Here is a 25105-nt window from a genome sequence, read left to right on the forward strand (position 1 = left end):
GTGTGGTTTGGGTCTACCGGCTCGACCGGCGGTGGGGGCGGGGTGCCGTCGCCGAAGGGGCGGCCACCCAACGCATCCCGGCCGTGCGGGCTGAGCCAGTTGGACAGGTCGGGGCCGAGCGGCACGATCCCGGTCGGGTTGATGTCGCGGTGCACCTCGTAGTAGTGCCGCTTGATGTGGTCGAAGTCGATGGTGTCGCCGAAACCGGGAGTCTGGAACAGGTCCCGGGCGTACGCCCACAGCACCGGCATCTCGCTCAACTTCTGCCGGTTGCACTTGAAGTGGCCGTGGTAGACCGGGTCGAAGCGGACCAGCGTGGTGAACAGCCGCACGTCGGCTTCGGTGATGGTGTCGCCGACCAGGTAACGCTGATCGGTCAACCGCTCGGTGAGCCAGTCCAGCCGGTCGAAGAGCCGGTGGTACGCCTTGTCGTACGCCTCCTGGCTGCCGGCGAACCCGCACCGGTAGACACCGTTGTTGACGTCGGAGAACACCACCGCGTTGACCTCGTCGATCTGCTCCCGCAGGTGCTCGGGGTAGAGCTGCGGCGCACCCTCGCGGTGGTACGCCCCCCACTGCGTGGACAGGTCCAGGCTCATCTGCGCGTAGTCGTTGGTCACCACCTGCCCGGTCGGAACGTCCACCATCGCTGGCACTGTGATGCCCCGCTCGTAGCCGGGGAAGCGCTTGAAGTACGCCTCCTGGATGCGTTCGATGCCGAGCACCGGGTCCCGGCCGTCCGGGTCGAGGTCGAAGGTCCAGCTCCGGGCGTCGTGGGTCGGGCCGGCCACCGCCATCGAGATGGCGTCCTCCAGGCCGAGCAACCGCCGCACGATGATCAGTCGGTTGGCCCACGGGCAGGCCCGGCTGACCGCCAGCCGGTACCGGCCCGGCTCGACCGGGTATCCGTCGCGCCCGTCCTTGGTGATCCGGGTGGCGATGTACCGCTGGTCGCGGGTGAACTCGCCGCCCGGCTCGACGTACTTGCCGCCTTTTTCCTCGCCCACGTCGCCCTCCCGGTCTGATCCGTGTCTCTACCCATCCTCGCGGATCTACGGCGCACAGTGGTCCCGGATACCCTGCCGGGATGACGGATGTGGAGGCGGCGGCCCGGCGGTTCATCGCCGACGTGTGGAATGCCCGCCAGGAGGAGTCGGCGTACGAGCTGGTCGCCGAGGAGTGCCCGGGGCTGGGCGGCACCGGGCCGGAGGCGACGCTGGCCTGGCACCGCGAGCGCCGGGCGGCCTTCCCGGACCTGCGCTACAAAATCGTCGACGTGGTCGCGGCCGGCGAGCGGGTGGCCGTGCACTGGCGGGCCGCCGGCACCCACGCCGGCCAGTTCGGGCCGGTGCCGCCGACCGGGCAGGTGGTCAGCTACTCGGGGGCGACGTTCCTGCGTTTCGACGCGGCGGGCCGGATCGTCGAGGTGTGGAGCTGCAACGAGTTGTTCCAACTGCTGCAACAACTCGGCGTCGAGATGCTCCCACCGACCGTCGTCGGCGGACCCGGGGCGTGATCCGGCTGATCGGCAGGTTGATCGGGATGGGCTCGCCGGTGTCGACGAACGTCGTCCGGCGCCCGGTCTCGGTGTAGACCTCGCTCACCGCGTACCAGCTCTTCCAGGTGCGTTCGTTCTCCCCGCGACCACGCTACGGCCCTGGACCTGTGGGTGGTGGTCGCGCGCGCCGTGGCCACAGGGCAGGATGGTCGACATGAGCGACCCCAGCGAGCGCGGTGGCACCGGCGAGCGCGGCCTTCCCGGCGCGGGCCTGGTGAAAGGGCTGGCGGTCACCCTCAAGACGATGACCAGCCGTTCGACCACCCAGCAGTACCCGGACACCGCCCCCGACCTGCCGCCCCGCTCGCGCGGCGTGATCGCCCTGTCCGAGGAGAACTGCACGGTCTGCATGCTCTGCGCCCGCGAGTGTCCGGACTGGTGCATCTACATCGACTCGCACAAGGAGGAGGTGGCGGTGCCCGGCGCCGCCCGCCCCCGCCAACGCAACGTGCTCGACAAGTTCGACATCGACTTCTCGCTCTGCATGTACTGCGGCATCTGCATCGAGGTCTGCCCGTTCGACGCGCTCTACTGGTCACCGGAGTTCGAGTACGCCGAGTACGACATCAAGGACCTGCTGCACGACAAGGACCACCTCGGTCAGTGGATGGCCACCGTTCCGCCGCCGCCGGCGCACGACCCGAACGGCGAACCGGCCAAGGAGGAGACGTCCGCCGCGCGCAAGGCCGCCGCCGCACGTCCCGCTCCACCAGCGGTACGCCCCGACGCCGACCAGGACCCGGCGTCGTGACCGCCCGAGCCGGAAGGGCAGCCCGGTGACCGGTGCGGATGTGCTGCTGCTCGCCCTCGGCGCGGTGGCGGTCGGCGCCGGCGTGCTGGTGGTGACCACGAAACACCTGGTCCGGGCCGGGCTCTACCTGGTGGTGTGCCTGGGCGCGTTGGCCGGTGACTTCCTGGTGCTCAGCGCCGAGCTGGTGGCCTGGGTGCAGGTGCTGATCTATGTGGGCGCGGTGGTGGTCCTGCTGCTGTTCGCGGTGATGCTGACCCGGGCTCCGATCGGCGCCTCCGACGACCTGGACCGGCCCGGCTGGCCGGCCGCGCTGATCGGCGGCGGCGCTGGGCTGGGGCTGACCGCCCTGCTGGTCGACGCGTACCGCTGGAGCACCGTCACGCTGCCCGACGCCGGCACCGCCGAGCGGCTGGGCGAGCAGATCTTCCAATCCTGGGTGCTGCCGTTCGAGGTGCTCTCGGTGCTGCTGCTCTCCGCCCTGGTGGGCGCGATCGTGCTGTCCCGGCCGGACATCGGCCGAGCCGGCCCGCACGGCGACGGCCGGGCAGCTGACCTGGTCGACAGCGAGCCCGGGGGGCGCCGGTGAGGCCGGTCATCCCGTACGTCACCGCCGCGCTGCTGTTCGGCCTCGGCGTGTACGGCGTACTGCGCCGCCGCAACGCGGTGCTGGTGCTGATGTCTGTCGAGTTGATGCTCAACGCGGTCAACCTGATCCTGGTCACCGCGGACACCACCGCCCGCGCCGTGCTCCCGCACTCGGGGCAGGTCTTCGCCCTGTTCGTCATCGTCCTCGCCGCCGCCGAGATCGGGGTGGGGTTGGCGATCGTCCTTCAGCTCTACCGGCTGCGGGCGACCGTCGCCGTGGATGACGTGCCGCTGACCGAGTCGCCGGATCCCGTCGGTGGGCGCGAGCCGGCCGTTTTGGACTCGGAGGCGGGCCGGTGACCGGGCTGCTCGGGGCGCTGCTGCCCGCCGTACCGCTGGTCGCCGGGCTGCTCGGCCTGCTGCTGCCACCGGCTTCTCGACGCCACGGCGCGACCGGCGGCGACCGGGCCCGGGCGACCGCCGTGACGCTCGGCGTCACCGGTGCGGCCGGCGCGCTGGCGGTGGCCGTCGCGCTGCTGCTCACCGTCGACGGGCCGACGGAGACGTCGAGCACCTGGGTCGACGTCGGCGGGCTGGTGGTGACCCTCGGCGTGCGGCTGGACGGCGCCGCCGCGCTGGTGGCGGTGGCGGTCACCGCTGTCGCCCTGGCCGTGCAGGTCTACTCGATCGGCTACCTGCGGCGCGGCCCCCACGACGATGTCGATGTCGACCACCGCTACCCGCCCTACGCCGCCCAGATCAGCCTCTTCACCGGTGCCATGTTGCTGGTGGTGGTCGCCGGGGACCTGATCATGCTGTTGGTCGGCTGGGAGGTGATGGGCCTCTGCTCGTACCTGCTGATCGCCCACGACCGCCGACTGGCCGGCGCCCCCGCCGCGGCCATGAAGGCGTTCCTGGTGACCCGGGTCGGCGACGTGGGGTTCCTGCTCGGCATCGCGCTGCTGGGCGTGTCGACGGGCAGCTTCCGGATCGCCGACGTGCTCGCCCACGACCACTCGCACGCCACGTTGACCGCCGCCGGTCTGCTGCTGCTCGCCGGCGTGGCCGGCAAGAGCGCGCAGTTCCCGCTGCACACCTGGCTGCCGGACGCGATGGCCGGCCCGACGCCGATCTCCGCGCTGATCCACGCCGCGACGATGGTCGCCGCCGGGGTGTACGCGGTGGCCCGGCTCTACCCGCTGTTCACGGCCGCGCCGGTGACGCTGACCGTGCTGGGGGTGCTCGGCGCGATCACGCTGCTGCTCGGCGCGCTCGCCGCCACCGCCCAGGACGACATCAAACGCGTACTGGCCTGGTCGACCGTGTCCCAGTTGGGCTACATGACCGGGGCGCTCGCGGTCGGCTCGCCGTCGGCCGCACTGTTCCACCTGCTCACCCATGCCGCCTTCAAGGCGCTGCTGTTCCTCGCCGCCGGCGTGGTGATCCACGCCGTCGGCACCACCCTGATGTCGGAGATGGGCGGGCTGCGGCGCAGCATGCCTGTGACGTTCTGGTGCACGGTGGTGGGCCTGGGTGCGCTGGCCGGGGTGCCGCCGTTGGCCGGTTTCTGGAGCAAGGACGGCGTACTGACTGTCGCCGAGTCGGCCGCGTTGGAGGGCACCGGTCCGGCGCCGTCCTGGGTGGGTTGGCTCGTCTGGATCGCCGGGCTGGTCGGCGTGGCGATCACCGCCTGGTACGCCGGTCGTCTGCTGCTGCGCGCCTTCTTCGGCGCTCCGCGCCTGCCCCTGGTCCGGCCGCACGACCCGCCGGCGGTGCTGCGTTGGCCGGTGCTGCTGCTGGCCGTGCCCGCCGCGCTGCTCGGTCTGGCCGGGTTCATCCGGGCGTTCGCCGACCGCCTGCGGTTCCCCACCGTCCCGGTGGCGGGCTCCGAGGACGGCCTGGTCCACCTGGGGTCGGGGGTGCTGCTGCCGCTCGCGTTCCTGCTGCTCGGCGCCGGGCTGGTGCTGCTGGGTTGGCGTCGGGACCGGGCCGCCGACCCGGCGGTCGCGCTGGGTCCGCTGCGGCCGGTCTTCGCCCGCGCGTTCTGGCTCGACGACGTCCAGCACACCCTTGTCGTACGCCCCGTCCGCGCGTTGGCCCGTGCCGCGCGCACCGGTGACGAGGTGGTGGTGGACGGCGCTGTCGAGGGCAGCGGGCGAGCCGCCTCCGGTCTGGGCGCGGGGCTGGCCGCGCTGCACCGCGCGGCGCTGCCCCGGGCCGCCGCCGGCGTACTGGCCGGCGCGTTGCTGATCGGCCTGGCCGCCGCCCTGGTGGGAGTTAACCGATGACGTTTGGGCAGGGGTTGCTGGTCGCTGTCCTGGCGGTGCCGGCGCTGGGCGCGGTCGCGGTCGCGGCGACGCCCCGGGACCGGGCGGCCCGGCTGGTCGGCACGGTCGCGGCGGCGCTGACCCTGCTGGCAGCGGTGCCGCTGGTGTTCGGCGGTCGGGGCTGGGTCGCCTGGTCGGCCGACGCGCCGGCGGTGCGCCCGTGGCACCAACTGGATCTGCCCTGGGTGCCCGGTCTGGAGTTGCGCTTCCACCTCGGGGTCGACGGCATCTCCTGGCCGCTGGTGGTGTTGACCGCGCTGCTCACGCTGCTCTGCTGCGCGTACACGATGTGGCGGGTGCCGGGCGGCGGCAGCGGCCGGGCACTGGTCGCGCTGCTGTTGGTGGTCGAGGTGGGCATCCTGGGCACCTTCCTCGCCCTGGACCTGGTGCTGTTCTTCCTCTTCTTCGAGGTCGTCCTGCTGCCGATGTACGCGATCATCGCCGGCTGGGGTGGTGCGGACCGGCGTCGGGCAGCCCGGAAGTTCGCGCTCTACACGCTGTTCGGGTCGGTGCTGCTGCTGGTCGGCGTGTACGTGGTGGTTGCCGCCGCCGGCACCGCCGACCTGGTGACACTGACCGGCGGCGCGGGGATGTCCAGGGGCACCCAATTGGCTGCGTTCACCCTGCTCGCGTTGGCGTTCGCGGTGAAGAGCCCGCTGTGGCCGCTGCACTCCTGGCTGCCCGACGCGCACACCCAGGCACCCACTGTGGGCAGTGTCGTGTTGGCCGGTGTGCTGCTCAAGATGGGCACGTACGGCCTGATCCGGGTAGCGGTGGGGGTGGCACCGGAGGGCGCACGGTGGGCGGCGCCGGTGCTCGGTGTGCTGGCCGTCGCCGCGATCCTCATCGGTTCGCTGGTCTGCCTGGCCCAGTCGGACGTGAAGCGGTTGATCGCGTACTCCAGCGTGGGGCACATGGGCTTCGTGCTGCTGGGCGTCGCCACGCTGACCGCAACCGGCATCCAGGCGGCGTTGATCGGCAACGTCGCGCACGGCGTGATCACCGGCCTGCTGTTCTTCCTGGCCGGGGCGGTGAAGGACCGTACCGGCACGGGCACCCTCGCCGAGTTGTCCGGGCTGCGGGAGACCGCGCCCCGGTTGGCGGGTCTGCTGGCGTTCGCGGCGATCGCGTCGCTGGGCCTGCCCGGGCTGGCCGGTTTCTGGGGCGAGGCTTTCGCGGTGATCGCCGCCGTGCAGGTCGGCGGCCCGCTCTGGACCACCCTCGGGGTGCTGGCGGCGGTCGGCGGGGCGCTCACCGCCGCGTACTTCCTGCGATTGCTGCGCCAGGTCACCCACAACCGGCCGAGCCCCGCCGTCGGGCGGGTCGGGCCCGGCCTGGCCGGTGCGGAGTTGACGGCCTGGGTGCCGCTGGTGCTGCTCGCGTTGGCCATCGGGCTGGCGCCGACACTGGTCCTCGGCGTCGCCGAGGCACCCGTCGACGCCCTGATCGGAGTGGTTTCCCGGTGAGCGCGAGGAGTGCGGCGAAGCGGAGCCCCGCAGTCGCGAACGAAGGTTGGCTCCTGGTGAGCGCGAGGAGTGCAGCGAAGCGGAGCCCCGCAGTCGCGAACGAAGGTTGGCTCAGATGAACGTCGTGCAGAGCGTGGACAGCGTCGCGCTGCTGCCGGCCTACCTGGCGGCCGGCACGGCCGTGCTCGTACTCATCACCGATCTGATCGTGGCTCGGCCACGGGCCACGATCGCGGTGGCGGCGCTCGGCGCGCTCGGCACCGCCGTCGGCTCGGCGCTGGTCGGGGCGGGTGCCGAGCGGCGGACGTTCTGCGTGGGCGCCGACTGCTCCTGGATCTTCGGCGGTCGCGCGGCAGTGGTCGGCGGGGTCGTCGCGCTGCTCACCCTGGGCGTGCTCGGGCTGTCGATTCCCGCGCTGCGGGCCGGGCGGTCACCGGTCGGGGAGTACGCCTTCCTGCTGGCCTGCTCGATGACCGGCGGGGTGGTGCTCGGCGCGGCCGGCGATCTCATCACACTGATCGTCGCTCTGGAGACGCTGACCCTGCCGCTGTACGTGCTGGTCGGGCTGCGCCGGGGGAGCCTGGCGAGCGCCGAGGCCGCGTTGACCTTCTTCGTGGTCAGCGTGGTGGCGACGACGCTGACCCTGCTCGGCGCAGCGCTGCTGTACGCGGTGACCGGTGGGCTGCACCTGGACCGGCTCGGCGCGTTGCTCGCCGAGCAGCCGGAGCTTCGGGACCTGCCGCTGACCACCGCCGCGGTGGCGGTGCTGCTGGTCGGGTTGGCGTTCAAGGTGGCGGCGGTGCCGTTCCACGCCTGGGCTCCCGCCACCTACGACGGCGCGCCGCTGCCGGTGGCCGCGTACCTGTCCACCGCGTCGAAGCTGGGCGGCCTGATCGCCCTGCTCGCCGTGGTGCAGCGGGCGTTGCCCGCCGAGCAGACCGGCCCGGTGCTCGCTCTGCTCGCCGTGCTCACCATGACCGTCGGCAACCTGGTCGCCCTGCGTCAGCGGCGGACCGTCCGGCTGCTCGCCTGGTCGTCCGTCGCGCAGGCCGGGTACATCCTCGCCCCGCTGGGAGCGTTGGCGTTGGCCGCGGGGCGCACCGACGACGCGCGGTCCGCCGCGTACGCGGCCGCCGTGGCGTACACCGTCTTCTTCGTGGTGTTGGAGCTTGCCGCCTTCGCCGGGGTGACGGCCCTGCGGCCGGCGGGCGCGGACGGCGGCACGCTGGACGACCTGCGCGGGGTGGCCCGCCGGCACCCGTGGCGGGCTGCGGCGTTCGGTCTCGCGCTGGTGGGTCTGGCTGGTCTGCCGCCGGGGTTGGCCGGCCTGTTCGCGAAGGTGACAGTGGTCCGGGCGCTGCTGGACGGCGGCGCGGCCTGGCTGGCGCTGGTGGTGGCGTTGAACGCGGTGATCGGCCTCGCCTACTACCTGCGGGTGACCGCCGCGCTCTGGGCGCCGACGCCCCTCGCCGTGCCGGATGGTGGCGGCGCCGCTGCCGTACCCGTGGTGGGCGTGGTGGCGGTGGTGCTGGCGGTGGCGACGGTGGCCGCCGTGGTGCTCGGCGTCGCCCCGCAGTTGGTGCTCGACCTGGCCGGCCGCTGATCCCACCCCCGCCCGATCTCAGGGAACTCTCAGCGTTGGGACGGATGGTTGGTGGGTACCGGGTTGTTACACCGGTCAGCGGATCCTGGCGATCCGTGCACCGAAGGAGACATCGTGCACCACAACCGTCTGAAGACCGCAGCGCTGCTTGGCCTGCTCAGCGCCCTGATCCTGGCGGTGGGCTACTGGTTCGGCGGCAGCGGCGGCCTGGTCATCGCCGTCCTCGTGTCTCTGGTCATGAACGGCGTTTCCTACTTCTACTCCGACAAGCTCGCACTGCGCTCGATGGGCGCGCAACCGGTCACCGAGGCGCAGTTCCCTGAGCTGTACCGGATGGTCCGGGAGTTGGCCACCGACGCCCAGCAGCCGATGCCCCGGCTCTACGTGAGCCCGACCGCGCAGCCCAACGCGTTCGCCACCGGTCGTAACCCGCAGCACGCGGCCGTCTGCGTGACGCAGGGCATCACCGAGATCCTCGACTACCGCGAACTGCGCGGCGTGATCGGGCACGAGCTGTCCCACGTCTACAACCGGGACATCCTGATCTCCAGCGTGGCGGCTGGCCTGGCCAGCATCATCACCCTGCTGGCGAACCTCGCCTTCTTCATCCCGCTGGGTGGCGGGGACGACGAGGACCGCCCCAACCCGGCTGTGCTGCTGCTCACCCTGATCCTGGGCCCGATCGCCGCCACGGTGATCCAGTTGGCGATCAGCCGGAGCCGCGAGTTTCAGGCGGACGCCTCCGGCGCCGAGCTGAGCCGCGACCCGCTGGCCCTGGCCAGCGCGCTCCGCAAGATCGACGCGGTGGCCCGACGTCGGCCGTTGCCGGCACAGGGCCAGCTCACCAGCACCGCCCACCTCATGATCGCCAACCCGTTCCGGGGTGGCGGCATGGCCGCGCTCTTCTCCACGCACCCGAAGATGGAGGACCGCGTGGCCCGGCTGGAGCAGATGGCCCGCAACTCAGGGCCGGTGCAGTTCCAGCGCTGACCCGCTGACCCGCTGATCCACCGCCTCCGCCCGTACCCGGTCGCACCGGGTACGGGCGGACTGCTGTATTCCGTTGTCCACCCGCCCGGCGCTGGCGTTAGGGTCGTAACGGCTTACGCTCATTACATCTCGGAGGTTCACGGTGACCGCGCTGCGTCAGTACCTGGGAGTCTGGCGGATCCCCGGCGCGCCCATGCTGCTGATCACCGGCATCATCGGGCGGCTCGGAATCGGCATGACCCCACTGGCGCTGCTCCTGGTAGTCGAGCAGGTGACCGGGCGCTACTCACTGGCCGCCATCGCAGGCGGCATCTACGCCCTCGCCGGTGCCGCGCTCAGCCCCGTGGCCGGACGCATCGCCGACCGGATCGGCCCCAGCCCCGTCCTGCTGCTCACCGCCGTGGCCCACCCCCTCGCGCTCATCGGGTTGCTGCTGGCCAGCCGCTCCGGCGACGACGCTCTGCCCGTCATCTACCTCACCGCAGGCGTGGCCGGCGCCACCTACCCGCCGCTCACCGCCGCCATCCGAGGCGCCTGGAACGACCTGACCGGCCCCAACTCCGGCCGGTACCCCCTCCGCAACACCGCGCTGGCCGCCGAGACCACGCTCTTCGAAATCGTCTTCGTCTTCGGCCCGCTGCTCGTCGCCGGCTTCGTCCTCGTCGCCGACGCGGCGGCCGCGCTGATCGGTGCGGCCGTGGTCACCCTGGTCGGCACCACCGCCGTTGCCCTCGGCCGGGTCATGCGCGGCTGGCGTCCGCACCCGCAGGAACACCACGCCCGCGGGCTCGGCCCGCTGCGGGTCCCCGGATTCCCGGCCCTGCTGATCTGCGTGGCCGGCCTGGGTATCGCGTTCGGGGCCGCCGGAGTGATCGTGCCGGCGTTCGCGAGCGACCACGCCACCGGCGACCCGGAGAGCCTCGCCGGCGTGCTGCTCGCCGTCTGGGGAGTCGGCAGTGCCCTCGGTGGTCTCTGGTTCGGCGTCCGCCGGCCAGCACCGAACATGACCCGGCAGTTCGCCCTGCTGCTCACCGCGCTGGCCGCCACCTTCGCCGTGTTCGCGGTGATGCCCACCCCACTGGCGTTGGGCGTCGCGCTGGTCGCCGGCGGGGCCACCATCGCGCCCGCGCTGACCCTGGAGAACACGCTGGTCGGCCGGATCGCCCCCACCGGCATGTTGAACGAGGCGTACACCTGGGTGGTCACCGTCGCGGTCGCGTCCAGCGCGGCCGGCGGCTCGGTAGCCGGCGTGATCGTGGACCACGCCGGCGGCGTCCGCTGGGCGTTCCTGTTCGCCGGGGCAGCGGTCGCCGTCGGGGCCGTGGTCGCCGCACTGCCCGCCGGGCCCATCGCCCGCGCGGAAACCACGGCGGTACGCACCGAACAGCCCGTCCCCGCCTGACCCGCCGGCTTGTCGTCCGCTCGGCGGCCGGGCGGGCTTGTCTTCCGTGCGGGCTTGATCCACTCGGGCTTCTTGAAGGCGGGCTGTCGCTGCGGGGTGGATACCCCGACTTCAAGGAACCCGAGGAGGCCGCCGGGGACAGGTACGTCAACAACCGGCCGCGGGCATGCCGGGAGTAGGTCCGGGTACCTCCCGGGCGTGACCTTCTCGATTGCCGCATGGTGTCGGCGTAGCGGCCAGCTGGGGGTGGGAGCCCTGACAGCCAGACCCGCGGTCGGCAAGGTCGTCGCACACGTCCATTCGGGCAGTGGTGCGGTGGCGACCCAGGCCACCCCTAATCCGTTCCTCGCCTATGACGGACTGCCGCTGCTCGACGAGGCTGCTCGCTGCAGGACGTCCTGACCGAGCTGCTGGCCCACGACCCGGGTCGGGAAGTGCGGCAGGTCGGCATGGTCGACCGTCACGGCCGCTCGTACGCCTTCACCGGCTCCCAAACCAAGGGCTGGGCGGGGCACCGCACCGGGACGGGTTACGCCGTGCAGGGCAACCGCCTGGTGGGCCCGCAGACCCTCGCGGAGATCGTCCGGGTGTTCGAGGAGAGTGGGGAGCTCAACCTGGCGGAGCGGCTCGTCCTGGCCATCGGGGCTGGCGAAGAGGCCGGCGGCGACCGGCACGGCGCACGGTCGGCGACCGTCACGGTGATTGGCGATCAGCCGTACCCGCTCTGGGACGTGCGGGTCGACGACTCCGAGCATCCGGCGCGGGACCTGCGCCGGCTGCACGGCGTCTTTCGGGAAGAGGTGCTGCCGACCATCCGGGGAATGCCGACCCGCGACGACCCCATGGGCGAAGCCGCCCGGCAGGCACTTGCGGCGAAGCCCTCCGAGTAGGCGTCGGAGGCATGTCGGTTGGTGCCGGTCCAGATTTCGCCTCACCTCAGCCAGGCCCGGCGTCTGCCTACCTGCGATATCGGCGAGCCCGGCTGATCGGCGGCGGCGGCTTAGGCGGTCGCCGCCCTACCTGTAGTTGTTGAACTGGAGGGCGACGCCGAAGTCCTCGCCCTTCAACAGCGAGATGACGGCCTGCAGGTCGTCGCGCTTCTTGCCGGTCACGCGCAGCTGGTCGCCCTGGATCTGCGCCTGCACGCCCTTAGGGCCCTCGTCGCGGATCTTCTTGCTGATGGCCTTGGCCTTGTCCGTCTCGATGCCCTGGATCACCTTGCAGTCGATCTTGAAGATCTTGCCCGACGGGCGCGGCTCCCCAGCATCCAGCGACTTCAGCGAGATGTTCCGCTTGACGAGCTTCTCCTTGAACACGTCCAGTGCGGCGCGGACGCGCTCCTCGGTCTCCGCCTGAAGACCGATCGCCTCCTCGCCCGACCAGGAGATCTCAGCGCCGGTGCCGCGGAAGTCGAACCGCGTCGCAAGCTCCTTCTCCGCCTGCCGAAGGGCGTTGTCGACCTCCTGACGGTCAACCTTGCTCACGATGTCGAACGACGGGTTCGCTGCCATGTTTCTGCTCCTGCTGTCCGGCGGTCTGGGCCTGCCGTCGGCCGCCGACCAGCGGCACGACCCCCTGACGGTACCCGGTTGCGTCGGTGCCGGGGGGAGCCGCTATCCTTGCTTCCGCCGCCGCGTTGCGACGCGGTGGGGTGCCCTGGCGGGTTGCCCGAGCGGCCAATGGGAGCGGACTGTAAATCCGTCGCGAAAGCTTCAGAGGTTCGAATCCTCTACCCGCCACCAGGTGCAGACACGGCCCCTGACCAGCAGAGATGCTGATCAGGGGCCGTTGTCGTTGTTCTAGCCGAGTCTGGCTGAGTCCAGCCGTTGACGACTGGTTGTGGGCAGATGGTGGGCAGGTCGATCTTGCCTCTCAGGGCTCCTCTGAGGGCTGCAAACGCCCGTGCTCCGGGAGGCTGGCCCAGCGCGATCGCAGCTGGAGCACCGGCTCAGGCTGCCGCGGTCTTAGCTGGCTGCGTAGGTAGCCCGGGGGCAAGCCAGTCCCGGGGTTGGACTGGCGCGGCAGCCGGAAGCCCTCGCCCTCGATCAGGTTGACCTGCCGGCTTCCGTGCCGCCTAGCCGTGGTTGGTGCGTCTGGATCAGTCGACTTCGGGGCGGCGATCCGGCGGCAGTCGGTGGCTCTCCGCCCCGGCGCCGCAGGCGGCCGGGGCGGCTTGCCGCCGGCCGGCTCACCGCCCGCGTCGCGCGAAGCGCGGCGCCTTGATCCAGAACAGGGAAAATCGGCAACACATCTAGGTAGCGCATGTCCTCCGTCGGCTGATGTGCGACACGCGTCCGCCAGGTGATCTGCGACAGTGGTCCGTTTCGGCACTCTGGGCCCGACGTCTCCGCGGGGCGTCGGGACTCGGGGAGGCCGGGATTGGCGCTGGTTGTCTTGTCGGTTGTTGAGCAGCGGTTGGACGCGGTTCGTGCGGTGCTGGCCGGGTCGGACGTGATGGAGGTAGCCGCCAGCTGTGGAGTGCATCGGTCGACGGTGCATCGGTGGGTGGGTCGGTATCTGACCGAGCAGCTGGCCGGGCTGGCTGACCGGTCGCATCGACCGCACTCATCGCCGGGTCAGGTGGCGGTGGCCGTCGAGGTCGCGGTGGCGGAGATGCGTCGGGAGCATCCTCGGTGGGGATCGCGGCGGATCCGGTTGGAGATGCTGCGCAAACCCGGCCCGTGGGTGGTTGAGGATTCGGTGGTGCCGTCGGAGCGGACGATCGATCGGATTCTGCAGCGGCAGGGTCTGTTGCGGGTCCGACCCCGGAAGCGGCCGAAGGATTCGTATAAGCGGTGGGAACGGCCCGCCCCGATGCAGCTATGGCAGATGGACATTGTCGGTGGAGTGCAGTTGGTCAACCCGGCGACCGGTGTGCTGCGGGAGGCGAAGCTGGTCACCGCCGTCGACGACCACTCCCGGTATTGCGTGATCGCGAAGGTCGTGGAGAGGGCCACCGGCCGGGCGGTGTGTCTGGCCCTGGCAGAGGCCCTGGCCCGGTTCGGGGTTCCGGAGGAGATCATCACTGACAATGGCAAGCAGTTCACCGACCGGTTCGGGAAGTACCGGCCCCGCACTGGTGAGGTGCTGTTCGACAAGATCTGCCGCCACAACGGCATCACGCACCGGCTCACCGCACCCGCCTCACCGAATCAGAACGGCAAGGTCGAACGGTTCCACGGCACCGTGCGCCCCGACTTCCTTGACACCGCCGAGGCGTTCATCAGCCTCCGGGAAGCCCAGGCCGCGGTGGACGCGTATGTGCTGCACTACAACACCGACCGACCCCACCAGGCCCTCGATGCGAAGACACCGGTCACGCCGGCTGACCGGTTCCAGCCGGCCCCCGCCCAGCAGCGGGCCCTGGTCGACCTGTGGCTGCCGCCCACCCTGGACCCCGTCCCCTCCACCGACGTCCAGCCGGTGGCAGCCGACGCACCAGCGGTCCAGGTCCAGGCGCCGGCGGTGGATCCTGGTGGGCCGGTGGAGTTCGACCGGGTCGTCCCGGCGTCGGGCAACCTGATGGTCTGCCAACGCCAGTTCTGGATGGGCACCCACCGGGCCGGCATGGTGGCCCGGATCTGGGCCGACTGCGACCTGATCCACGTCCTCATCGCCGGCATCCGCATCAAGACCGTCCGCTCTCACCTGAGCGTCAACGACCTGGCCACCCTCACCCGCCAGGGCGCCGTCCCGGCCGGTCCCGCACCTCTGCCGCCGATCGAGGACGGCGACGCCATCGAGGTCGAACGCTGCGTCAACCGAGGCGGCGGCGTCTCCCTGGGCCAACACATCGTCCTGGCCGCAGAGATCCTCGCCGGCCGCCGCGTCGGCATCCGCATCGAGCCTGCCACCCTCATGTTCTACGACCTCGACACCCGCGAACTGCTCCGCACCCGCACCAACCCTCTACGCCCGGAACAGATGAAGCGCCTCCGCGGTGCCCGCCCAGCAGGGCCACCACCGCGCCCCTCGATCGAACCCGTCCGAGTGCAACGGCGTGCTTCCAACAGCGGCATCATCATGGTCGCCGGCCAGAAGGTCGCCCTCGGCCGGCTGCACCGACACCAGACAGTCACCGTGACTGTCTCCGAGACGACCCTCGCCATCGAACTCACCGACGGAGACACCAAAGTCGTCCGACGCACCACCACCCAGCCAGTCCGTAGCATCAAAGGCCAGCGACCGCGGATCGCTACCCACGTTTCCTAGACCACCCGTCGCACATCACCTGGCAGAGCTGCGTCGCACATCAACTGACGGATCACAATCTAGGTAGCGCACCTGCTCGACTGTCGTGGATCGGCCTTAGGGTCACGGCTTCTGGGCCAGGGACTCAAACCCTGAGCCCTCATTGACGCACGATCGACCAAATCCAATCGGGCTAATCGACGCGCTGAGCTGGGCGGCGTTGGCCTTACCCTGCAGCGGTTGACGGCTCCTGTCGGCGTTATTTGTGCCAACGTGTGCCCGATGATCTTGCATGCTCCAACCACTCGTACGGCATAGTGGACTGGTGCCGAAGGACGACGATGCCGCGACTCAATCCACTTACGGACGGCTCGACGGGCAGGCTGGGCGCCGTGAGCAGGTCGTCGACGAACACATGTACCGGCTCCCGCCTGGCGCGCGATACCGGGCGACCTTTCGGCTCCAACTGTTCACCGCACCGCAGCAGCGTCCCGTTGCAGTCGCAACCCAGCTGATGGGCGAAGGGACTTCGCTGATCAACGCGGCCGAGGCCTGTGCTTCTTCGGTCTGGCAGCAGTACTTCCCAGATGATGCTGAGCCACCGATCTGGATCCAGCGCTTCCTGCCAGAGTCCGGGTCGCCGAGCATTGCTGCCGTCTCCTTCACCGTTGACGCCGAGGCGCGTCGCCTATCTCATCCAGCATGGCGTTCTGTACGCGACGAGGACGTAGATGCCCTGGTAGGGCAGCATGTCGATAGGGAACGAGGAGCGGGATTCATACCGCCCGAGCCTGAGCTAGAGGAGAGGCCAGAACGCTACGCGCCAGCGTGGGTCGCTCTGTTTCCGAAGCCCGCTCCGTTCCGCCAATCGGCATGCATGTCGGCCGGCACTCCTTTGTGGCGCCGTCTCGCCCGCCAGTTCGTACCGTATCGCGGTGCCCGCGGCTGCTGCTGGTACCACGGCGGCGACTGGCACACGGTGTCAAGCGTGGCTATGCGGCTCGTCCGCCAGGCTCAATCCGCAGGCGTCCCGCACGACGAGATTCCGCACCACGTGGACCAGCAGACCGCCACTTTTCCTCTTAGTGACTGGGAGCGGGAGGCCCTGCTATCGCTGCTAATCGACACTGTCCGGCCATATCGTCCATTCCAAGGCGGCTACAACAACGGCCAACACCGCGCGCAGGCGATGCTCGACGCCGGAGTCCGCCGCACCCTCGTTGAACGATACTGACGGAGGAGTAACCCAAAGACCATCTCCCACAGCAAGTAGCGCTTGTGGCATCGCACGAGGGCCGGAGCCTTCGACTGGTTCAGGGTGGGGCTGTCCGCGCTGGTTGCTGGCTTGACTGCTCCTGCCGATAACGCTGGCCGGCGCGCGGCCGGGCGTCATGCCTTGACCGGGCTATCCGTCGGCGACCGCGAGATGCACGGGGTGCGACGACAGGGGCGCTGTCAAGTGGAGGGCCTGGCCGTCCTTGGACTTTCTGACGTTGTCCGTCACCGAGATCAGGGGGTGAGGTCATTGGCGAGGCTCTGCCGGCCGCTGCTGGCTCGCGCTCGGCGGATATTAGTGACAGACATCACACTGCTCGCACGGCGTGTCTTGTGATATCGCGCGCGCGCCGGCAGTTACGCTCGCGCAGGTCACTTCGTTGCGCGAGCGTAACTGCGCGCGCGTTGGTTTACGCTGCCCAAAAGTCGCAGTGGGGCCACCCGAAGCGGCAGTTTTGGCTAGGTTTGACACGGTTTGGCCGGTCTAGAAAGGCTTGACATCCCCGATAGGCTGGCGGTCGCTACGCGATGCACCGCACCCACAGGGCCGCCAGCCTATCGGGGATGTCGCCGTGGTTCGTAACCTCTGGGCTGTAGGCGACCTCGTGCAGACGCAGCACCCATCGCCGGATCGCCGCAGGTCGCAACCTGAGTGGGGTGTTGCCCTCTGTGACGCATCTCCGTAGCCACACCTTCCGGACCACAGTACCGTTGGGCGTTAGGAGCATAGTGTTGCCGGGTACTTCGGTACTACGGTACTCTAGCCACTGGAAGGGGGCCCCAATGGCCGCTACGTCCGCTCCCATCAAGGTCGACGTTGGAACTGACCAGCTCATTTCTCACGCCGCCCACTTCCTGGGCAAGGCTAAGAAAGACGTCGTAGACGCGGCAGTCCGCGAGTACATAGAAGCGCATCGCAATGAGATCAACGACGGCATCCGTGTAGCCCTAAACCAGCTCGACGGATCGCCTAAGTCAGCGGTCTCACTGCTCGCAGGCCTATCGCCTGACCAGCTTGACGAGTATGGCGGGATGCCTGCGGAAAGCTGACCCTTCGTGTCTGGTGTCGGGCGGATTCGGGCGTTAAGGTTGCTGAATGAGCAGCGAGGCCCAATCTGTCCGGCCCACAAAGGCCTGCATTGAAGCGCTTGAGCTGTCCAAGCCGCCTATTAGCTTACCTCTGCCAGACCTGGATCATCCTCTGGTTAGAGAGGCGCAGCGACTCCCGGAAGTGCATGCTGCTGGGGGTGTGGAAAGGATCCTGAGCCTAACGGATCGGGTCTGGTTCAAGGTCAAGGTCAGTCGCTGGCGTGGGGCTGCAACTCGGCTCCCCGAGGCTGAGTCGACCGCCCCTGAGCTGCAAGCCCGCAGTGCGCCATGGTGGCTAGGTGCTGGCGGCTACAGGCGAGAAGGTGACCCCAGCGACTTCTATGAGTCGTTGGCAGCCACTGCCGGTCGCGACGGCTCCTCAGATCGCTGGCTCCCCCAAGCCTGGGACTGGAAGCGGCTCGAACTCGAGCATATATATGCATGGGAACGTGAGATCCGAAGGATCGTCTGCGAGTTGATCGCCCGATCCTTGCAGAACGGGTATGCCTATCAAGCGGAGTTCGAGCACTACAAGGTGACCGCTTTGGCCCGTGCAGAGGACGGCGAAACTTATTTACTAATCGGGACTGAAAACATCGCGGACCACCGAGTATTCGCGGTGATTTTAAATGCCATTCCGGGTATCGACCATAGCAGTTGGATGCCAGAGCCCGAAGGGGTCAGAGAGCTCGAACCGGAACCTGGCGAGATTATCTGGTCAACCATCTTGCCGCCCGCAGTGGCCGCGAAGTTGCTGGACACTCTCCCTGATGAGTGAAGATCGCTGAACGCCGTTGCCCGCTCGCCCTGGTCGACGGTGGGTGAGATGGCCTCCGCAACCGCCGAGGGACGGCGACCCACCGAAGGCAGGCCCTGGCCATCTTGTAGCCGGAGCGCCGCCGCCGGAGGTGTAGCGCCCGCAACGCTGTGACCGTCGCCAGCTCGCCGACGCGGCCGGGGTGCCCTCTGCTAGGCCACGGCAGCGGCCGATGATCCGCGAACGCGCCGAGTCCGGCGTCCGGGTGCTGATCCTGCTCGCCATCGGCACCATGGCCGGCGCCGCCGCCTTCACCCACGTCCACGACCTCACCGTTGCCCACGGCCAACCCGACTGGATCGGCTGGGCCAACGCCGTAGCGGTCGAGCTGATGGCCATCTACCTCGGCCTGGAGATCCGCGCCCGCCGTCGTGATGGTCGACCCGTCGGCCTGGTCGGCGTGCTCCTGATCGCGTTCGCGCTGCTCTCCCTCGCCGCCCAGGTCGCCGAAGCCGAACCGTCCGTCTGGGGCTGGATCGTCGCGGCGGTGCCGTCGCTGGCCTTCCTCGCCCTGGTCAAGGTCGTCCTGTCCAGCGAACCCACCACACCGCCGGCTATCGAGCCCGACCAACCGCAGGGCGATTGGTACGACGAGCCGCAGCCGGTCGAACCTACGCCGCCGGCTCCGGTGATGCCGCCGGCATCAGCCGCGGTGCTGCCTCCGATCAAAGCCATCCAGCCCAACCGGCCCCAGATCGTCGGGATCATTCGATGACGGCTCCGACCCTGCCCGGTCTCGAACCCGCCCCGACCCCGGTTGCTCCTCGGCCGGGATCGCGGGCGGCCCGCATGGCGCTACCTCGCTCGATCGACGTGCTCAAAGACATCGCCATCGAGTACGGCGTCTGCGTCCGCCCGCTCGCCATGCGCCGCACCGACCTCGACACCGGCCTTACCGAAGTCATCGACCTGCCCTGCGGCGCGACCCGGGAGGACAAGTGCCCGCCGTGCGCCAAGAAGAACCGCCGGCTACGGCAAGCGCAGATCCGCGAGGGCTGGCACCGCAACGACGAACCACTACCCGGCCCGGAACCCGCAACCGAAGCGCAGAAGTCCCTTGTCCTGTTCCGCGCACACCTGGAGTTCTCTCGCGACGAGGCCCTTCGCGCAGCCCAGTGGGACCAGGTGACCGACCTCGACGAGGCAATCCGCGAGGTAGAGGAAGCCATCACCGCTGAGGGCCTGCGCGGGCGCGTCGGGCCACCGCACGCCAGCGACGACGAGGGCCAGGACGACGAGCCCGGCCCACGGCGCAAGCGCTCCACCAAACGGCGCCAAGATGCCCCCGAACTGCCCCGGCGCAAGGTCGAGCGGCGCACCGTCGGCAAGACCTACATCGCCCCCGACGGCTCGACCTACCAACCGTCGATGTGGCTCACGCTCACCCTCGACTCGTACGGCCCGGTCCGCCCAGACGGCACCCCCGTCAACCCGGCCAGGTACGACTACCGCCGCGCGGCCTGGGACGCCGTGCACTTCCCCCGGCTGCTCGACCAGTTCTGGCAGAACCTCCGGCGGTGCGAGGGCTGGAACGTCCAGTACGCCGGCTGCGTCGAGCCGCAACGCCGACTCGCCCCGCACGCCCACTTCGTCATCCGGGGCACCATTCCTCGGGACGTGCTCCGCACCGTGGCGGCGGCGACCTATCACCAAGTGTGGTGGCCCTCGGTCGACGTCCAGCGCTACACCCTCGACCGGCTACCGATCTGGGACGAGCAGGCGGCGGCATGGGTCGACCCGGACACCCGCGAGCCACTGACCACCTGGACGGAAGCCCTCGACATCATCGACGACGACCCGGACGCGGAGCCGGTGCACGTGGTGCGTTTCGGCTCTCAGGTCGACGCCCGCGGCGTCATGCCCGGCACCGAGGACGCCGAACGAACCATCCGGTACGTCACGAAATACATCACCAAGCACACCGGCGACTGCCACAAGGCAACCACCGACCGGCAACGCAAGCACCTCGACCGGCTCTGGCAGCAACTCCAGCTCACCCCCTGCACCGACCGCTGCGCCAACTGGCTGCTCTACGGCATCCAGCCCAAGAAGGCACACGCCAAGCTCAAGCCCGGCCGCTGCAAGGGCAAGGTCCACCAGCGCGACACCCTCGGCATCGGCGGCCGGCGCATCCTCATCTCCCGCGACTGGTCCGGCAAGACCCTCGCCGACCACAAGCACGACGCGCGGGCCTGGGTCCGGGCACTGCTCGGCGTCACCACCGACGGCACGCAGCTCGTCGACAACCAGGGCGACACCACCGAACGAATCCGGCACGCCTGGGAGTTGGCCCGACCCGATGACCCGGACGTCGGCCCGATGACCCACCGGCTCATGCGCTCGATCAGCGAACGCGCCCGCTGGCGATCCGAACTACTCGCCGCCAAGGACCGGGCCGCGCAGGAGTCTCTAGATCTTTCGGCAACTCAGCACAGCGCACAGCACGACGGGGAGGAAACGCAGTGAACGAGGAGTTGTTGACCGTGCCGGAAGTGCTCGCCGAACTGCGCGTACCGCGCTCGACCTGGTTCTACTGGCGGCAGACCGGCAAGGGACCACGGGTGATCAAGCTCCCGAACGGGCAGCTTCGGGTCCGTCGGTCGGCGCTTGGTCGGTGGCTCGGCGACCTGGAGCAGGACGCCGCATGAAGAGCTATGAAGTCCAGATCTGGGAGATCGCCAAGCGCGCTGACCGAAAGGCTCGGCCGTGGCGGGTCCGCTGGGCGGTGAGCGGCCAACGCTTCGAGGACATGTTCCGTACCAAAGCCCTCGCGCACTCGTTCCGCGCCGAGCTGGTCCAGGCGGCCAACGCGGGGGAGCCCTTCGACCCGACCACCGGCCGCCCGGTCTCCGAGGCCAGAACCAAGAACCCCACCACCTGGTACGCCCATAGCCGCGCGTACGTTGAGATGAGGTGGCCCCGGGCGGCGGCCAAGACCCGGCGCTCGATCGTCGAAGCGCTGACCTCGATCACGGTGACCCTGACCCGGCCGACGAAGCGGGGCCGACCGACCGACGCTCTGCTCCGTGAGGCGCTGTACCTCTACGGCCTCAACCCGCGCCGCTGGTCCGACGAGATCCCGGCCGAGCACGCGGCGGCGCTCGCCTGGCTGGAAACCGCGTCCCTCCCGGTCGTCGAGCTGGACTCGCCCGCGATGGTCCGCCGAGTCCTCGACAGCCTGTGCGTACGCCTCGACGGCAAGCCCGCGGCTGCCTCCACCGTCCAGCGGAAGCGGGCCACCTTCTACAACGTGCTCGGGTACGCCGTCGAGCTGGAGCTGATCGCCTCCAACCCGGTCGATCGGGTCCAGTGGACCGCACCCGAGGTCGCCCAGTCCATCGACCGGCGGGTGGTAGCGAATCCAGCCCAGGTCGCCACGCTGCTCGAAGCGGTGAAATCTCTCGGCAAACGCGCCGACAAGGTCACCGCGTTTTTCGGCTGTCTCTACTACGCGGGGATGCGTCCCTCGGAAGCTGCAGACCTACGGCGGGAAGACTGCGACCTTGCCGGCCGGTGCGCCGACTGTGGGGCCGACTTCGACGACCTGGCGGCGGTCAAGCCTTCCCGGTCCTGCGAGCACGAGAAGATCGAATATCGCTGGGGCCGTCTGGTGCTCGCCGGCACCTCGCCGCGTGCCGGGTCGCATTGGACCGACGATGGCGGCTCCCACGAGCGGCGCGGACTCAAGCACCGGGGGAGGGCCGAGACTCGTACGGTCCCGATCCCGCCCCGGCTCGTCGAGCTGCTGTGCGCGCACGTCGAGAATCACGGGGTCGGCCCGGACGGTCGGTTCTTCCGGGGCCTGCACGGTGGGCCGCTCTCCGAGTCGGTCTACGACCGGTGGTGGAAGCTCGCCCGCGAGAAGGCCCTGACCGAATCGCAGGTCGCTTCGCCGCTCGTTCGCCGGCCCTACGACCTACGGCACGCGGCGGCCTCGCTCTGGCTGAATGCCGGCGTCCCGCCGACTGAGGTTGCCCGGCGCCTGGGCCACGGCGTCGCCGTCCTGCTCCGTGTCTACGCCAACTGCATCGACGGCGGCGACGACACCATGAACGACAAGATCGGCGACGCGCTCGGATGAGCGTCCTCGGTTTGCTGCTCTCGGCTGTGAGGCCCCCGGCCATGCGCCGAGCTTCAGCCATGACGTCCGCGCTGACGTCTTCGGCTCGTCTCAAGAGGGAGGGACCGGAGCCAGAATCCTTCCGGGCGGCTGTAAGCAACCGTGGCTGCGGCGACAAGTATGGGTGTGAGACCACCACCTGGAGGATCGGTGCCGGATGCGCGGAGGACGACCGCCGACCGTGAGCGCCTTGCTGACTTGTTCCGTCAACACGGCGACGCGGTCTTCGCGTATGCCAATGATCGACTGGGCGGTGATGATGCGCAGGACCTCGTAAGCGAGGTGTTCGCCGTGGCATGGCGGCGCTTGGCAACCGTCAAGGAGGGCCAGGAACGGCCCTGGCTGTTCGGGGTCGCGCGACGCCTCGTGTTGCAACATCGACGCGGTCGCGCAGTTCACGCGGCGTTGCAGGCACGTCTGCACTCTCAGGCCCACGACGAGACTGAGTACGGTCCGTCCACTTCCCAACGAGTGGACGTGATGGCGGCATTGGCGGAACTGCCAGAGATCGACCGCGAGGTGCTGCTACTGCGGTACTGGTACGACTTCAACGGCAGGGAATCGGCGAAGGTGTTGGGGTGCACGACGGCGACGTTTGCTGTGCGGTTACACCGGGCTCGTCGCCGCTTCGAGGACGCATACGGGCATCGGCGGGTAGAGCCGAAACCGTTTCCCGTCGGCGATCTGACCGCATGCACGAGGGGGCTGGAGTGAAGCACTACGAAGCAGAAACCGAAGACCTGATTAGTCGCGTCCGGCCCACCGCCGAGGTCACGTTCACGACAAGCCCTCAGGGAGAGGCGATACTCGCTCGCGTTCTCGGATTGCCGCAGCAGCCTGAGAAGAGCTTCCGAAAGAGGAGATTGGGGGTCGTTGGAGCGGTTGCCGCCGCGACTCTGGCTGCTGGTGGTGCGACCGCCGCAATCGGTGGTTATCACGCGCCTAATGCGCCGCCTGAGGCAATGCCTGCAAATGATATGGCCTTTGTATGCGCCACAAGCGGTATGCACCGGATGGGGGAAACGGCCGCGAGAGTTGCCGAGGCTCCGATCGATGCATGCCGGAGGTCGTGGAGCCGGATCTTTAGCGTCAAGGCGCCATCCCACCTGTATGCCTGCGTTCAACGTATCGAGGCGATTCCTTCAACGGGAAGTAGCGAGGCTTCCTCTCCCGAAACGAGGTGGGGGAAGCTCGTGTACGTCATCGACGGCGAGCAGTTCAAGAACGCACCCGAGACGTGCGGATCGGTCAAGATGTTCGTAGCGCCGGCAGACGACTGAGCGGATGTGCTTGCAGCCCGCGGCCCGCCTCGCTCCGGCTGAATGCCGGCGTCCCGCCAACCGAGGTCGCCCGGCGCCTGGGCCACGGCGTCGCCGTCCTGCTCCGCCTCTACGCCAACTGCATCGACGGAGGAGACGACACCATGAACGACAAGATCGGCGACGCTCTCGGATGATGGCGGAACTAAGGAGGGTGCAGACCGACGGGAAAGTGAGCCGTAAGCTAACGCGATGTTGGCGGAGCCTGGAGTGATCGATCTGGACGAACAAAATCGCCAACCGGCGGTGTACAACCCTGACCGCCTTATGCGCAGGTCAACGATGGTTGTTCGGCTGGTCGCTGTCTTCCTGGTCGGTGCTGTGCTTGGTGGTGTCGGTGTCAACGAACTGCGAGACTCGCAGGAAGAGCGGGATCGGGTCGCTTCGGTCTCACTCGTTGCCATCCCTGCGTCAGTCGGAAGCGGCGGCGGGGACGTCAAAGGCGTTCTCCAGATGGATGGGCAGCTGGCAGTGATCAACACTGGCCCTGCGCCGATCACAGTTGTTGCGGTTGCCGGGGAACGACCCGGCGTTCTGGTGCGTGGTACCGGCAAGTCCGTGTTGCTGCGTGCCGGCGGCACCGGCTGGGTCGAAGTCAAGCTGAGCCTCGAATGTGCTACTGCGTTCGGGAGTGAGCCTTTGTCGATGCGCCTGGCGGTCGAGACTGCCGACCGGCAGGCGAGAGAGGCCACCTATCCCGTCGCTGTAACGGGGAGCGTCTGGCACCGTGGTGTTGAACGACCGTGCGAGCACCTCCTTCGAGTCGGTCAAGCGTGACGGCAGGTGGGCAGCATCGGGGCATGGGCGGATGGTGGGCACTGGGATGCGAGTGCGGCGGCCAACGCAGAGAAACGGCAGGTCAACGCCGCCGACCGGGGCAAGATCGCGGACGCCCTGTAAATCCGTCGCGAAAGCTTCAGAGGTTCGAATCCTCTACCCGCCACCAGGTGCTAAGAAGGGCCCCTGACCAGCGTGAACGCCGGTCAGGGGCCTCTTCTGTGAGTCTCACTCGGTCCCGCTTCAACCCGCTAGATCTCGCTGGTTGTGTCGTATACGTGTCGCCAGCTGTATGTCGGTTGCTTCGATGCTTGACCATGGCTCCGTGGCGTGGGAATGGCTGGCACCGGTCGGGACCGTAGTCGGAGCGGCAGTAGGGGCGCTAGCGGGCGTCGTGAGCGGAAGGGCTGCGGCCCGTAGCCAGGTCCAAGCACAAGAAGTGCAGCTACGTGTCCTCAAGCTTGAGGTCGAGTCTCAGCACAGGCGAGAGCTCCTATCCGTCAAGCAGGGACTTTATGGGAGGTTCCTGGCAGAAAGTCATAGTGCATACGTTAAGGTCATGAATGTTCGTCATCTCTCCGATCGGCGTAGTGAGGAAGGGAAAGGCAAGCTCCAATTGGCGGAGGAAGCTCTGGAGCGCCTGGGTGCCTTGCATGGAGAGATTGCCGTTCTGGCAGAGCCGCATCTTGCGGCCGAGACGCTGCGGCTCGTCGCCGATCTATGGGAGGGCCTCTCCGAGACAAGCGGAATCGATGATTTTGCGGGCATGAAGCGCTTCGGAGGTATCACGGTTGCGATGCAGCGGGACATTAAAGTCGCTGTTGGTGTCTGACGC

At 69.1% G+C, this 25105-nt stretch carries 23 protein-coding genes, 1 tRNA gene and 1 pseudogene; 23 read left to right on the forward strand and 2 right to left on the reverse strand.

Going from position 1 to position 25105, the window contains the following annotated elements; genetic code table 11:
- Positions 1–1007 (reverse strand): glutathione S-transferase family protein (locus DLJ59_RS22080; protein WP_124774531.1); only part of this gene is annotated, 1007 nt, incomplete at its 3' end.
- 80 nt (positions 1008–1087) lie between these two features.
- Between DLJ59_RS22080 and DLJ59_RS22085 the strand changes: the two genes are divergently transcribed.
- The 10 genes and pseudogenes from DLJ59_RS22085 to DLJ59_RS22135 all read left to right on the forward strand — a co-directional run bounded on the left by DLJ59_RS22085 (position 1088) and on the right by DLJ59_RS22135 (position 11572).
- On the forward strand, positions 1088–1516 hold the full coding sequence (locus tag DLJ59_RS22085; protein ID WP_124774532.1) for an ester cyclase: 429 nt from the start codon (positions 1088–1090) through the stop codon (positions 1514–1516).
- Between the two features lie 187 nt (positions 1517–1703).
- Entirely contained in the window at positions 1704–2309 is a 606-nt protein-coding gene (locus DLJ59_RS22095) for a NuoI/complex I 23 kDa subunit family protein (RefSeq protein ID WP_124774533.1), read from the forward strand.
- Positions 2310–2334: 25 nt separating this feature from the next.
- The gene (locus DLJ59_RS22100) at positions 2335–2895 is read left to right on the forward strand and encodes an NADH-quinone oxidoreductase subunit J family protein (protein ID WP_124774534.1); all 561 of its coding nucleotides are present in this window, start codon (positions 2335–2337) and stop codon (positions 2893–2895) included.
- Positions 2892–3254 carry an NADH-quinone oxidoreductase subunit NuoK gene (nuoK, locus tag DLJ59_RS22105; RefSeq protein ID WP_124774535.1) on the forward strand — a complete coding sequence of 121 codons (363 nt, stop codon included), beginning with the start codon at positions 2892–2894 and terminating at the stop codon, positions 3252–3254. The genes DLJ59_RS22100 and nuoK overlap by 4 nt, the downstream gene beginning before the upstream one ends.
- Positions 3251–5182 (forward strand): NADH-quinone oxidoreductase subunit 5 family protein, encoded by a 1932-nt coding sequence (locus tag DLJ59_RS22110; protein WP_124774536.1) that lies wholly within the window; start codon positions 3251–3253, stop codon positions 5180–5182. Before nuoK ends, DLJ59_RS22110 begins: the two co-directional genes overlap by 4 nt.
- Complete coding sequence (locus DLJ59_RS22115; RefSeq protein ID WP_124774537.1) at positions 5179–6687, forward strand: complex I subunit 4 family protein; 1509 nt, start codon at positions 5179–5181, stop codon at positions 6685–6687. Before DLJ59_RS22110 ends, DLJ59_RS22115 begins: the two co-directional genes overlap by 4 nt.
- 115 nt (positions 6688–6802) lie before the next feature.
- Positions 6803–8290, forward strand: coding sequence for an NADH-quinone oxidoreductase subunit N (locus DLJ59_RS22120; protein WP_124774538.1), 1488 nt, complete (start codon positions 6803–6805; stop codon positions 8288–8290).
- 114 nt (positions 8291–8404) lie between these two features.
- The gene (htpX, locus tag DLJ59_RS22125) at positions 8405–9280 is read left to right on the forward strand and encodes a zinc metalloprotease HtpX (protein WP_124774539.1); all 876 of its coding nucleotides are present in this window, start codon (positions 8405–8407) and stop codon (positions 9278–9280) included.
- 142 nt (positions 9281–9422) lie between these two features.
- The gene (locus tag DLJ59_RS22130; protein WP_124774540.1) at positions 9423–10682 is read left to right on the forward strand and encodes an MFS transporter; all 1260 of its coding nucleotides are present in this window, start codon (positions 9423–9425) and stop codon (positions 10680–10682) included.
- 246 nt (positions 10683–10928) lie between these two features.
- Positions 10929–11572 (forward strand): annotated as a pseudogene (locus DLJ59_RS22135) (DUF1028 domain-containing protein).
- 126 nt (positions 11573–11698) lie between these two features.
- On the opposite strand, the gene DLJ59_RS22140 reads toward DLJ59_RS22135, so the two are convergent.
- A complete protein-coding gene (locus tag DLJ59_RS22140; protein WP_124774541.1) occupies positions 11699–12193 on the reverse strand; it encodes a YajQ family cyclic di-GMP-binding protein in 495 nt (164 codons plus the stop codon).
- 147 nt (positions 12194–12340) lie between these two features.
- Between DLJ59_RS22140 and DLJ59_RS22145 the strand changes: the two genes are divergently transcribed.
- The 13 genes from DLJ59_RS22145 (at position 12341) to DLJ59_RS22205 (ending at position 25102) form a co-directional block, all read left to right on the forward strand.
- Positions 12341–12424 (forward strand) — tRNA-Tyr (locus tag DLJ59_RS22145).
- Between the two features lie 673 nt (positions 12425–13097).
- Positions 13098–14894 carry an IS481 family transposase gene (locus DLJ59_RS22150; protein WP_279635770.1) on the forward strand — a complete coding sequence of 599 codons (1797 nt, stop codon included), beginning with the start codon at positions 13098–13100 and terminating at the stop codon, positions 14892–14894.
- Between the two features lie 304 nt (positions 14895–15198).
- Positions 15199–16107, forward strand: a complete 909-nt coding sequence (locus DLJ59_RS22155; RefSeq protein WP_124774543.1) for a hypothetical protein — start codon at positions 15199–15201, stop codon at positions 16105–16107.
- A gap of 824 nt (positions 16108–16931) precedes the next feature.
- On the forward strand, positions 16932–17198 hold the full coding sequence (locus DLJ59_RS22160) for a hypothetical protein (protein WP_124774544.1): 267 nt from the start codon (positions 16932–16934) through the stop codon (positions 17196–17198).
- Between the two features lie 46 nt (positions 17199–17244).
- Complete coding sequence (locus tag DLJ59_RS22165; protein WP_124774545.1) at positions 17245–18015, forward strand: hypothetical protein; 771 nt, start codon at positions 17245–17247, stop codon at positions 18013–18015.
- A 211-nt stretch (positions 18016–18226) separates the two neighbouring features.
- Positions 18227–18769: a DUF2637 domain-containing protein gene (locus DLJ59_RS22170; RefSeq protein ID WP_124774546.1), complete on the forward strand. Its 543-nt coding sequence runs from the start codon at positions 18227–18229 to the stop codon at positions 18767–18769.
- Positions 18766–20520: a replication initiator gene (locus DLJ59_RS22175; RefSeq protein WP_124774547.1), complete on the forward strand. Its 1755-nt coding sequence runs from the start codon at positions 18766–18768 to the stop codon at positions 20518–20520. The genes DLJ59_RS22170 and DLJ59_RS22175 overlap by 4 nt, the downstream gene beginning before the upstream one ends.
- Positions 20517–20702: a helix-turn-helix transcriptional regulator gene (locus DLJ59_RS22180; RefSeq protein WP_030329852.1), complete on the forward strand. Its 186-nt coding sequence runs from the start codon at positions 20517–20519 to the stop codon at positions 20700–20702. Before DLJ59_RS22175 ends, DLJ59_RS22180 begins: the two co-directional genes overlap by 4 nt.
- Positions 20699–22135 carry a tyrosine-type recombinase/integrase gene (locus tag DLJ59_RS22185; RefSeq protein WP_124774548.1) on the forward strand — a complete coding sequence of 479 codons (1437 nt, stop codon included), beginning with the start codon at positions 20699–20701 and terminating at the stop codon, positions 22133–22135. Before DLJ59_RS22180 ends, DLJ59_RS22185 begins: the two co-directional genes overlap by 4 nt.
- Positions 22136–22324: 189 nt before the next feature.
- A complete protein-coding gene (locus tag DLJ59_RS22190) occupies positions 22325–22888 on the forward strand; it encodes an RNA polymerase sigma factor (protein WP_158630889.1) in 564 nt (187 codons plus the stop codon).
- On the forward strand, positions 22885–23454 hold the full coding sequence (locus tag DLJ59_RS36415) for a hypothetical protein (protein ID WP_158630890.1): 570 nt from the start codon (positions 22885–22887) through the stop codon (positions 23452–23454). Before DLJ59_RS22190 ends, DLJ59_RS36415 begins: the two co-directional genes overlap by 4 nt.
- Positions 23455–23703: 249 nt before the next feature.
- A complete protein-coding gene (locus tag DLJ59_RS22200; protein ID WP_124774551.1) occupies positions 23704–24270 on the forward strand; it encodes a hypothetical protein in 567 nt (188 codons plus the stop codon).
- Positions 24271–24829: 559 nt separating this feature from the next.
- Complete coding sequence (locus DLJ59_RS22205; RefSeq protein ID WP_124774552.1) at positions 24830–25102, forward strand: hypothetical protein; 273 nt, start codon at positions 24830–24832, stop codon at positions 25100–25102.
- The last annotated feature ends 3 nt before the right edge of the window (positions 25103–25105 follow it).

The organism is Micromonospora inaquosa (assembly GCF_003857055.1).
In the GTDB taxonomy this organism is placed as follows: domain Bacteria; phylum Actinomycetota; class Actinomycetes; order Mycobacteriales; family Micromonosporaceae; genus Micromonospora; species Micromonospora inaquosa.

Bases quoted from the DNA above. Each gene is read 5' to 3' on its own strand.
- DLJ59_RS22085 (WP_124774532.1), top strand. From the start codon at position 1,088: ATGACGGATGTGGAGGCGGCGGCCCGGCGGTTCATCGCCGACGTGTGG.
- DLJ59_RS22095 (WP_124774533.1), top strand. From the start codon at position 1,704: ATGGTCGACATGAGCGACCCCAGCGAGCGCGGTGGCACCGGCGAGCGC.
- DLJ59_RS22115 (WP_124774537.1), top strand. From the start codon at position 5,179: ATGACGTTTGGGCAGGGGTTGCTGGTCGCTGTCCTGGCGGTGCCGGCG.
- DLJ59_RS22120 (WP_124774538.1), top strand. From the start codon at position 6,803: ATGAACGTCGTGCAGAGCGTGGACAGCGTCGCGCTGCTGCCGGCCTAC.
- DLJ59_RS22140 (WP_124774541.1), bottom strand. From the start codon at position 12,193: ATGGCAGCGAACCCGTCGTTCGACATCGTGAGCAAGGTTGACCGTCAG.
- DLJ59_RS22160 (WP_124774544.1), top strand. From the start codon at position 16,932: ATGGCCGCTACGTCCGCTCCCATCAAGGTCGACGTTGGAACTGACCAG.
- DLJ59_RS22165 (WP_124774545.1), top strand. From the start codon at position 17,245: ATGAGCAGCGAGGCCCAATCTGTCCGGCCCACAAAGGCCTGCATTGAA.
- DLJ59_RS22170 (WP_124774546.1), top strand. From the start codon at position 18,227: ATGATCCGCGAACGCGCCGAGTCCGGCGTCCGGGTGCTGATCCTGCTC.
- DLJ59_RS22175 (WP_124774547.1), top strand. From the start codon at position 18,766: ATGACGGCTCCGACCCTGCCCGGTCTCGAACCCGCCCCGACCCCGGTT.
- DLJ59_RS22185 (WP_124774548.1), top strand. From the start codon at position 20,699: ATGAAGAGCTATGAAGTCCAGATCTGGGAGATCGCCAAGCGCGCTGAC.
- DLJ59_RS22205 (WP_124774552.1), top strand. From the start codon at position 24,830: ATGAATGTTCGTCATCTCTCCGATCGGCGTAGTGAGGAAGGGAAAGGC.